Here is a 10190-nt window from a genome sequence, read left to right on the forward strand (position 1 = left end):
TCAGGTTGCGGAACAATACATGGGTTGCAACCCATGTATTGTTCCGCAACCTGAGGAGCGACAGTTGAGCTCCGGCGCCCGAAGCCCCGGTCCTCTCACTCTCTGTGCAGCCAGGCCTCGTAGACCTCACGTTTGGACAGACCGAACTGCTTTGCGACCTGCCCTGCAGCGTCTTTCGCCCGCACTCCTGACTCCACGAGTTCACCGACAGCGTCGAGGTGGTCCTCCGGGGCAGTCTCGACCGCGGTGGCTCCGGCAAGCACGAGGGTCAACTCCCCGCGCAGTCCGTCGGCTGCGAGATCACGCAGCGAGGACACGGTCCCGCGCAGGGTCTCTTCGTAGGTCTTCGTCAGTTCACGGCTGATACTCATAGGCCGATCTGGTCCGATGACGGTGAGGAAATCGTCCATCGTGTCGGCGATGCGGTGGGGGCTTTCGAAGAACACCATGGTCCGCTTCTCGCTGCGCAGCTCCTCGAGGAGGTTCTTGCGTGCCCCGGATTTACGCGGCAGAAAGCCTTCGAAGCTGAACCGGTCGCTGGGCAGTCCCGAGACAGCGAGCGCCATGAGCACTGCAGAGGGTCCAGGCGTCGAGGTGATCGGCAGTCCTGCCTCCGCGCAGGCTTTGACGACGCGGTAGCCGGGATCCGAGACAGCGGGCATTCCCGCATCGCTGAGCAGGACAACGGTCTGCCCGGAGCGGATGAGTTCGACGAGCTCGGGTGCCCGGGAGTGTTCGTTGTGGTCGAAGACGCTGATGACACGGTTGGTGTGCGTGAGCTCCAGACGCTGCGTCAGCGACAGGAAACGGCGAGTGTCCTCGGCCGCGATGACATCGGCTGCGGCAATGGCGCGCTGCATGCGTTCGCTCGCATCGCCGAGGTTGCCGATCGGGGTGCCGACCAAGATGAGCTGGCCGCCGGGATGCGGTGAGTCATGTTCAGCGGTTTCGGTCATTATCGGGCACCTGTGAATCTGCGAGATGTCGTCTGCGGGGCATTCACGCCTCTAGGCCGACAGCGGGTGGGAGAACAGTGGCTGGGAGAACAGTTGTTTGGAGAATAGTGGCTGCTGGAGCAGTCGCCGGATATACAGAGCTTCGGACTGCAACTGTCTTCAGCACCGTTGTCAGCCCTGTCGTGATCTTAGCTGTCTGCTCTCGACCGGTGAAGCGACGGCAGCGTGCTCAATCAAACGGGCCCGCCGACACAAGTGCGCCCCGGCGGGTGTGGCTGGGCTAGTGCGACTGAGCGATTACGACTGAATTCTTGCGCCGCGGCCATCCCGCCGTCGCCATCACACCGCCGCCATCACTCAACGATTACGTTGTCGATTACGTTGTCGATCACGTTGTCGCGAACATCAGAGCGAACATGCCAAGGTAGAACAGGATCATCAGCAGCCAGAAGACCAGCCAAAGCGCGGTTCCGCCATAGCCGACCCACAAGGCGGCTGTGGTCATTCCCCCGCCGCGCTCACCGGACTCCTGAATCTGCTTTCGAGCAATGTGGCCCATGATGATGCCAGCGATACCGGCGAGGAAAACGCCACTCATCACTCCGAAGATCGAGGTGACGAGGGCGATGATCGCCAAAGAATTCGTGGGCGGAAGCGGCTGGTAGACGACGGCCGGTCCTGGACCTGCGTACTGAGTGTTTGCACCGTACACCGCATTCGCCGTGTAAGCCGAACCCGAATAGTCTGCGTTCGACCCATAGTTATTGTTCGAACCAGTGCCTGACTGCGGCTGCTGATAATACATGTCTGGATTGTTCCAGTTGCTCTGACTGCTCATGGCGCGATCTCCTTGCGTATGCCTACAACGGTACCGAGTCGCTCTCTGTGACAAAAGGTGAGACTGTCGCAGATGCGTCTCAATTCCGACTTCAGTACGACCCTTCAGCGGCCCCTGCCGCAATTGCGAGCACAACGACCACACAGTGGAGGCCCCAGAAGATCAGCCAGAATCCAACACCGAGGTATCCGGCCCAGAGCGCAGTCACCGCCATCGCGTCTCCACGCTCACCCCGCTGGCGTATCTGCTTGCGAGCGACATGACCCATAACGATTCCGACGATTCCGGCCGGGACAAAGGACGTAAAAGCCCCGATCAGCGACATCACCATGCCGATGATCGCCAGGGTGTTCGTCGGCACAATCGGCTGGTAGACATACGTCACTAGTCCTGCGAATCCCGGGTTGGGCCCGTACGCTGCGGGATTCGAATGTGCGGAATAACTTGGGTAGCCACCTTGCGCTCCGCCGTGTGAGTATCCCGAACTCGAAGCTGCGTTGATTCCGCTGGCTGGCAGTTGCAAAGTGTGCATATCTGGTTCGCTCCTGTTGCTGTGGCTGTTCGCGGGCTGATCCCTGTAGAAGGGATGTTCCCCTTGCGTCTGATTTCAACGCTATCGAGCCAAGCAGTCCTCAGAGAGCCAACCCTGTTGCAGTCCTGCACCACGGGTGTCAGAGCAGAAAATGGATCCTCGTGAGCCGGCCGTTCGGGATCCTCGTGAGCTGGCCGTTCGGGAACCGACCGGGAGCCGTTCGTGAGCCGATCAGTAGCTCATCCCCGCAGCGAAGACACCGAGACCCACAATTCCGACGACAATGATGACTGCCAGCAGGGCGAAGGCAATCCCGATGTAGCCCATGATCAGACCGGCGGTGGCCTGGCCTCGGCCGTCCTGACCGGTCCTCTTGATCTGTCCACGGGCCACGTGGCCGAAGATGACGGCAAGGATTGGGGCGAGCCACAAGAACATCGCAATGATGGAGAACAGGACGCCGATGATGGGAACCAGAGAGAGGATGCCGCAGACGAAACCGCCGGCCAGTCCAATGATGCCCATCCACATCGCCCAGCCCGACAGCGAGTTCATTGCTGGCCGCATCAACATCATCGACGCACCGTAGGTCGCTGGCTGGCTGTAGCCATAGGTGCCCGGCTGACTGTAAGTGCCCGGCTGGCTGTAGCCATAAGCGTCCGGCTGACTGTAGACCGCGGGACCGGACTGGGGCTGCTGATACGGGTTCGGGTTCGAGTACTGCCCCTGGTCCTGATACTGGCCGGTGCCGTATCCGGGCTGCGGCTGTGAGGCCCCGTAGCCGTTGTTGAACTGCTGGGATCCGACCTGTGGTGGATCACTCGGACGATAGTTCGGGTTGTAAGACACGCTCGTCACCGTTTCACTCGTTTGCCGCCTGTTGAGGACTACCTTAGTCGTCCTGACGGCTCGAAGGACAATACGTGAACGACTCACCCTGGGGACCAGATGGGAGCGAGCATCTCCTCGGACCTTAAACTTGACGATAATGACTCAACCCGAAGATCCCCAGGCGCCGAGGCGGTCGACCGACCCCACGGATGAGTCCACCGACCCTTCACGCTCCGAAACCCACCCCACAGACTCCCCCGCGGCCCCCACCAAACTCATCGCCCGAGAACGTCGCGCGAACCGGCGCGAATCGATTCGCGCCAATGCTGCTGCCATCCGTCGGCGTACCTTCACCGCCGGAATGTGGGCGACTCGGGCACCGATCTGGATGTGGCCGGCACTGCTGCTCATCACGGCGATCGGCGGCGCCCTCCGCCTCTTCAATCTCGGCTTCCCACACCGGCTGATCTTCGACGAAACCTATTACGTCAAGGACGCCTACTCCGTCTTCAAGTACGGCTACGAACGCTCCTGGCCGGAGAACGCCGACGACTCTTTCAACGCAGGCGACCCGAGCGTCATTGAGTCCACTCCCGAATATGTCGTCCACCCTCCTCTGGGCAAATGGATCATCGGCGCCGGCATCCACATCTTCGGCGCCGACGACTCCTTCGGGTGGCGCTTCTCCGTAGCAATCGTGGGAACGCTGACGATCTTCCTCATGGGCTTCATCGCCTGGAAGCTCTTCCGCTCCGCGTTCTTCGCCTGCGTCGCAGCCGGTCTGCTCTCAATCGATGGTGAGCACTTCGTGCATTCGCGCACGAGCCTGCTCGACATCGTCCTCATGGCCTTCGTCCTTCTGGCATTCGCCTTCATCGTCGTCGACCGAGAGTTCGTCACGAAGAAGCTCGCCCGGTACACGGCCTCAAACGGCCCACCTGAACGATCTCGGGATCGTCGCCCATTGCCACGCAAGGATCTGATCAACTTCGGGCCCCGCCTCGGCGTGCGTCCCTGGCTCATCGCCGCAGGTATCAGCCTGGGTCTGGCGATGGGGGTGAAGTGGTCGGGGCTCTACGCCGTCGCCGCGTTCGGGATCCTCGTCGTCGCCTGGGACGTGCATTCGCGCCACCGTACAGGCATCGTCCATCCCTGGCTGGGCATGCTGATTCGCGACAGCATTCCGGCGTTCATCAAGTTGGTGCCGGTGGCCCTGCTGACCTACATCGTCACGTGGACCGGCTGGATTCGCTCCACCGATGCCTGGGATCGGCAGTGGGCATTCGACAACGGCGGGTGGTGGAGTTCCCTTCCGGACTGGCTGTTGTGGCTGCCGTCTCTGGCCCACTATCACTACACGGCGTACTCGTTCCATGTCGGACTCGACTCCGAACACCCTTATATGTCGAACCCGTGGGGGTGGATCGTCCAGTGGCGGCCGACCTCCTTCTACTACGAATCCCCGGACCAGGGCAGCATGGGCTGCACCGTGGAACATTGCTCCTCGGCGATCACCTCGGTGGGCAATCCGGTGATCTGGGGGTTGGCACCCATCGCCATCCTCGTTGCGCTGGGCGCCTGGATCATCCGCCGCGACGTCCGCGCCGGTGTCATCCTGGCCGGGCTCGCCGCGACTTGGCTGCCTTGGTTCGCCTACCAGGAACGTACCATCTTCACCTTCTACACGATCGTCATGGTGCCCTTCGTCGTTCTCGCATTCACCTATTGCCTCACCCTCTTGTGGGGCCGCGTCCCGACCATCTCCACCCACCTTGCGCCCAATCCGCGCGGTCCCCTCTTCGCCGGTCGCGGCACCCGAATCCCCTGGTCTCTGTTCGGCCGCCGGATGGCAGTGGGTCTCATCCTCGTGGCCGCGATCATGGCCTTCTCCTACTTCTGGCCGATCTACACCGGCGAAGTCATCCCGTTCGAAGCCTGGAACAACCGCATGTGGAACGTCACCTGGCGCTGACCTCGCCACATCAGCGCGGGTGACCGCGCCCCGTCACCTCAGGCGCCCCGCGCACCGTCGCCACGGGTGACTGACCCCACCCCACCAGAACTCGACATACACCCGCCACGAAGGTGTCGCCTCGGCGACATTGCTCGTTCACCTGGGGGCCACATGCCGTCGTTAGCGTCGAATCATTGTGAACTACCAATCGATTCTGACTCCCCCAGCGCCCACCGATCGCGTGGCCACAGCGCCCGCTGACAACGAGAGCGCAGCACGGCCGCATCGGGCCGTGGCCATCATTCCCGCCCGGGGCGGCTCCAAGGGAATTCCGCTGAAGAACCTGCAGAAGGTCGCCGGCGTCTCGCTTCTGGCTCGCGCGATCAACGCGGCCAAGTCGACGCCGAGCATCGACCGAGTGGTCGTCTCGACCGACCATGAAGGCATCGCCGCAGAAGCAATTCGGGCGGGCGCCGAGGTGTCCCATCGTCCCGCTGACATCGCCGGTGACACCGCGACCAGTGAGTCGGCACTGATCCACACACTGGCCAACCTCGGCGAGGACTTCGACACCACCGTGTTCATGCAGTGCACCTCCCCGTTCATCGATTCGGCCTCGATCAACAATGCGGTCGCCGCCGTCCGTGACGGTGACTCCGACGTCGTGTTCTCCGCCGTTGAGGACCATTCGTTCCTATGGCGCCTCGACGAAGGCGAATCGGCGGTCGCCGTCGGGCACGAGGCCAGTTTCCGGCCTCGACGCCAGGACCGGGCCAAGCACTACAACGAGACCGGCGCCTTCTACGTCATGCGCACCGACGGGCTCATCGAACATGGGCACCGCTTCTTCGGCCGCATCACGATCGAAGAGGTCCCGCCCGAGCACGCCCGTGAAATCGACGACATGTCCGACCTGTCACTGGTCCGCGCGATCGCCTCCACACAGGAGACCGCGCAGGTCATCGACGTCGACGCCCTCGTCACCGATTTCGACGGGGTCCACACCGACGACGGCGCTTATGTCGATGAAGACGGCAACGAACAGGTCCGCGTCCACCGCGGCGACGGCATGGGAGTCTCACGCCTGGTGAAGTCAGGGGTCCCTGTCATGATCCTGTCGAAGGAACGCAACCCAGTCGTCACCCGCAGGGCGGAGAAACTTCACGTGGATGTAACCCAGGGCGTCGACAATAAATCGAAGGTCCTGGCGTCGTGGATCGAAGAACAGGGACTCGACGCGGCCCGGGTGGCCTACGTCGGAAACGACATCAACGACCTCGAAGCCTTCGACGTCGTCGGCTGGCCCATCGCAGTCGCGGACGCCCACCCCAAGGTGCTCGCAGCGGCTCGAGTGGTCCTCGATCGGCCCGGCGGAAAGGGAGCGGTCCGCGAAGTCTGCGACCTCATTCCCGTGCCCGACCAGGCAACGCAGGGCCTGCCGGCGCGAGGACTGACGTCGGTGCTGGGCACCGAGCAGTTCGGCTTCGATCCACACAACGCAGGCGCACACCAGACCAATACTCACCGACCATCCAACCCGCAGCAACAGCCGTTGCTCACGAATCACGCAGAAGGTTTGCGTACCAATCGAAAGCAGGTTTCATGACTGATCAACTCGCCCCAGTGGCCTTCGGCAACCACCTCGTCGGCCCGAATCAGCCCGTTTACATGATCGGCGAAATCGGCATCAACCACAACGGCGACGTCGAAATTGCGAAGCAGCTCATGGATGTCGCCGTCACCGCCGGTGCCCAGGCCGTGAAGTTCCAGAAGCGCAACCCAGATGTGGCTGTGCCCGAACACCAGAAGTCGAAGATGCGCTCCACCCCATGGGGCGAGATGACGTACCTCGACTACAAGTGGCGCGTCGAGTTCGGCCAGGAAGAATACGCCGAGATCGACCGCTACGCCAAGGAAGTCGGTCTGCAGTGGTTCGCCTCCCCCTGGGACACTGACTCCGTGGACTTCCTCGAAAACAAGTTCGACGCAGTGACCTATAAGGTCGCTTCGGCCTCGCTGACGGACTTCGAACTCCTCCGTGCGATCGCCGCGACCGGCAAGCCGGTCCTGTGCTCCTCGGGCATGTCCGACTGGGCCACGCTGGATGCAGCCGTCGAGGTCTTCGACCGCGACAAGCTGGTTCTCATGCACGCCACCTCGACCTACCCGCTGCCTCCCGAAGAGGTCAACCTCAAGGCCATCACCACCATGCGCGAGCGTTACGGCGTGAATGTGGGCTACTCCGGCCACGAGCTGGGCCTCGAGATCTCCTTCGCCGCCGCCGCACTGGGCGCTGCGACCATCGAACGCCACATCACCCTGGACTCCTCCATGTGGGGCTCGGACCAGTCCGCATCGATGGAACCACGCGAGTTCACTTCACTGGTCAAGGGCGTGCGCGTCCTCGAAACAGCCTTCGGTGACGGTGAGAAGCGCGTCATGCCAGGCGAAGAGTCGAAGATCGATTCGCTCCGCAAGGTCAGCGTCTGATCTGATCTGACCCTCGGCTGATCTGATCGCGCTTTGACCTGATCAGCTGATTACGGCCCCATCACCTCGCCGGGCTCACATGATCGTCGCAACACTCTTAACGAGAGGTTGCGGCGATCATGTAGATTCAAGAAGACTGCGCTCGGTTCGGTGACGAATCGACGCGACTGGTCGATGCCGAGACTCCGGCGAAAGAAGCCGCGGTCGTGGTAGGAGCTCCGCCACAGCGATTCACCTGCGGCTTCGACTGCCTTGGAGAGGTTCAACGGGAAGAGATTCATCGCCCTGTACGGCTCTAGGTATCCACGGGCCGCCAGAATGATCGCGAGGAACTGTGCACCACCAGAGAACCAAACACGGAATGTCGCGAAGATCGTTGATGTGATAGGCGAGCCAGTCGGATTGCTCCGACGAGTGAGCGGGTTGATCAGATCAGCGAAGGTGCCAGTCTTCTCCAAGATCCCGCACGGGACAGCGGCGACGATCGCTACAGTTCTCAAGGTTAAACAAAAGCCGGCGAGATTGGAGTCCTGTCAGTTCCGGCATCGATGCCAGGCATCAAATAGCCGAGCGCATGCGACATTGGCATCGGACTACATGACCGCTTAATTAGGGGTGGCAGAAGAAGACGGCTCGCTCGCCGAAGCGTTCGTTGGAGCGAATCTCCTAGTCCACCGATCTCGCATTAAAGACAATACTGACACGAGGCTGCCGCACGCCGAAAGTACGCCCGAACGCGCTTCTAAGTTATCGACAATTTCACAGCACCCGCTGACGAATCCTGAATGACATAAAGGGCATGACTCCAATGAGATATTAGAATCATGCCCTTAAACGAATTTCAGTCTAGGATTCCACCAGCCCGCTGCCCGGAACCTATTCAACTATTGGCACCATGAAGTCTCGAATCCTCACTTTGGAACAAACTGAGACACATCCGCGCCCCTGTCCATTCTTCGGTGCTGGACCAGCAACGCGATGAACGTCGACAAAAGGATAAGGGGAAACACAATCACAAACAAAATTGACGTGACCCCGAAGGTGGGTTCACCAACCCCACTTAAAATGCTCGTGGCCAACGACAAACCGAGAGCAAACGACATAATGATATCTCTCATGACTTACGCCTCCACTTCTAACTGCTTTCACGGCTTTACTCCACAAGGGAAGCAAGCTCCACCTTCTTGCTTGTTGCAGCACTTTATAAGCGCAGCCCCGCACGTCGTAGCAACGCACCCGATGCAATTTAAGTTGATCTTAGTGCAACCTGCTACGCAACCCGCGCAGCCAACGCCACTCAAAACGCAGTCAACAGGAGCGGTTGTCTTGCATATTGAGGCAAGCGCCTGATGAGTAGCACTCGTACATCCACCGCAGGGATCTGATGCGTGAGGACTCACCCCATCGGGGACAGGCTCCATACGAATTCCGTTCGAACTGGAATCCACGATCTCAAGTCGGTCCGCACCAACATCAACCACATAACGTTCGGCTCTAATCTCGGTCTCAGGCCCATCTTTGTTGAAGTTGATAACATACATCACCTTCGCGTCTTCGATGGTGACAGTAAGCGTGTCGACGACCCGCCCGTCCTTCATGTTCTTCATCGCGGCCTGCGCGACTGGCATACTCGAACTGTACGTCGAAAGCGCACCCGACGTCGACAACTGGAACTGCGATTCGGTGAGCTCATCGACAGCTTGTGGCGAACTCGACTTCACGAGCTCTACATCCTCTGAGTCAGCGATACTGAGAAAGTCTTCGCTCTTGAGTGCATCAGAAATCAGCTCCGCGACCTTGGGCCGCGAAGCGTAGGATACGGACTTCACAGGTGACTCTGCAGCAGAGGCAGGGCGCACGCCCGCGAAAGTACCGGTGGCAAAAATCCCGACCGTAGCGGCAACCCCTGCGGCGATCTGCCCAAACCCACGTCGCGAGAGGGTCCTAGCTTCGCCCTGACTCTTATCGTGAGCGTGTCCGGACCTTTCGATGCCCAAAATCTTCAGAACCCGAACTGAGGCTTCCATGCCGATTTCTCGCGCAATAAGTGGTGCGATCCTTGGGCCTACCCAGCACCGAGGCTCACCCTGAGTTACTTTAAGTAGTGTGGGCTTGTGAGGCGCATCCTCCCCAAATACTTCTCGTCTGGCTTTAAGTGCAAAAGCGGAATCCAACGGGAGCACCGCCAGCTGTCCTTTCGTGGCTTCTTCAAGCTTCTGCGAGATTTGGGCGCACGTCGAACACTGAGCATCAAAAAGTAGCCAGGTACCCGAACGAGTGACCTCGTCGCTATCGTGTTCATCAGGTCTGCTGGTTGCTGTTTGGGGCTGTGACATCCTAATTTCCCCACTCTCGGAAGTACTCTCGCACAACCGACGCTATCAGGATTTATATGCGATTTGAGCACAATTCCCCTGTCCTTTTAAATCTCCTGAATATGGCAAGCGATCTAGTTTAAACATCAAGCCTTGAGTTCACACCCAAAAGAGAACCTCGAAGGGTGTGCGTCCTCGAAACCGCCTTTGGTGACGGCAAGCCTCGATTTTTCATGGGTAGCTGGTTGCCCATGATTCCGGCTCCGTTGCCGCG

Annotated in this window: 9 protein-coding genes; 3 read left to right on the forward strand and 6 right to left on the reverse strand. The window is 60.3% G+C overall.

Going from position 1 to position 10190, the window contains the following annotated elements:
• Window positions 1-95: 95 nt before the first annotated feature.
• The 4 genes from rsmI to INT29_RS20710 all read right to left on the reverse strand — a co-directional run bounded on the left by rsmI (window position 96) and on the right by INT29_RS20710 (window position 3184).
• Window positions 96-956, reverse strand: a complete 861-nt coding sequence (gene rsmI / locus INT29_RS19565) for a 16S rRNA (cytidine(1402)-2'-O)-methyltransferase (RefSeq protein ID WP_101574186.1) — start codon at window positions 954-956, stop codon at window positions 96-98.
• A 388-nt stretch (window positions 957-1344) separates the two neighbouring features.
• Window positions 1345-1794 (reverse strand): DUF4190 domain-containing protein, encoded by a 450-nt coding sequence (locus INT29_RS19570; protein ID WP_101574187.1) that lies wholly within the window; start codon window positions 1792-1794, stop codon window positions 1345-1347.
• 91 nt (window positions 1795-1885) lie between these two features.
• On the reverse strand, window positions 1886-2326 hold the full coding sequence (locus INT29_RS19575; RefSeq protein WP_193073225.1) for a DUF4190 domain-containing protein: 441 nt from the start codon (window positions 2324-2326) through the stop codon (window positions 1886-1888).
• A gap of 231 nt (window positions 2327-2557) precedes the next feature.
• Window positions 2558-3184: a DUF4190 domain-containing protein gene (locus INT29_RS20710; RefSeq protein ID WP_193073227.1), complete on the reverse strand. Its 627-nt coding sequence runs from the start codon at window positions 3182-3184 to the stop codon at window positions 2558-2560.
• 130 nt (window positions 3185-3314) lie between these two features.
• On the opposite strand from INT29_RS20710, the gene INT29_RS19585 reads away from it, so the two are divergent.
• From INT29_RS19585 to INT29_RS19595, 3 genes are all read left to right on the forward strand, one after another.
• The gene (locus INT29_RS19585; protein ID WP_226842269.1) at window positions 3315-5129 is read left to right on the forward strand and encodes a dolichyl-phosphate-mannose--protein mannosyltransferase; all 1815 of its coding nucleotides are present in this window, start codon (window positions 3315-3317) and stop codon (window positions 5127-5129) included.
• 178 nt (window positions 5130-5307) lie between these two features.
• The gene (locus INT29_RS19590; RefSeq protein WP_193073228.1) at window positions 5308-6717 is read left to right on the forward strand and encodes an acylneuraminate cytidylyltransferase; all 1410 of its coding nucleotides are present in this window, start codon (window positions 5308-5310) and stop codon (window positions 6715-6717) included.
• Complete coding sequence (locus INT29_RS19595) at window positions 6714-7601, forward strand: N-acetylneuraminate synthase family protein (RefSeq protein WP_193073230.1); 888 nt, start codon at window positions 6714-6716, stop codon at window positions 7599-7601. Before INT29_RS19590 ends, INT29_RS19595 begins: the two co-directional genes overlap by 4 nt.
• Window positions 7602-7651: 50 nt before the next feature.
• Here the strand turns inward: INT29_RS19595 and INT29_RS20830 are convergent, their stop codons facing one another.
• Together INT29_RS20830 and INT29_RS19605 are read right to left on the reverse strand one after the other, a co-directional pair.
• The gene (locus tag INT29_RS20830) at window positions 7652-8101 is read right to left on the reverse strand and encodes a Na+/H+ antiporter NhaC family protein (RefSeq protein ID WP_193073231.1); all 450 of its coding nucleotides are present in this window, start codon (window positions 8099-8101) and stop codon (window positions 7652-7654) included.
• 645 nt (window positions 8102-8746) lie between these two features.
• Window positions 8747-9937, reverse strand: coding sequence for a hypothetical protein (locus INT29_RS19605; protein WP_193073232.1), 1191 nt, complete (start codon window positions 9935-9937; stop codon window positions 8747-8749).
• Window positions 9938-10190: the final 253 nt, after the last annotated feature.

It is taken from the genome of Brevibacterium sp. FME37 (assembly GCF_014897485.1).
In the GTDB taxonomy this organism is placed as follows: domain Bacteria; phylum Actinomycetota; class Actinomycetes; order Actinomycetales; family Brevibacteriaceae; genus Brevibacterium.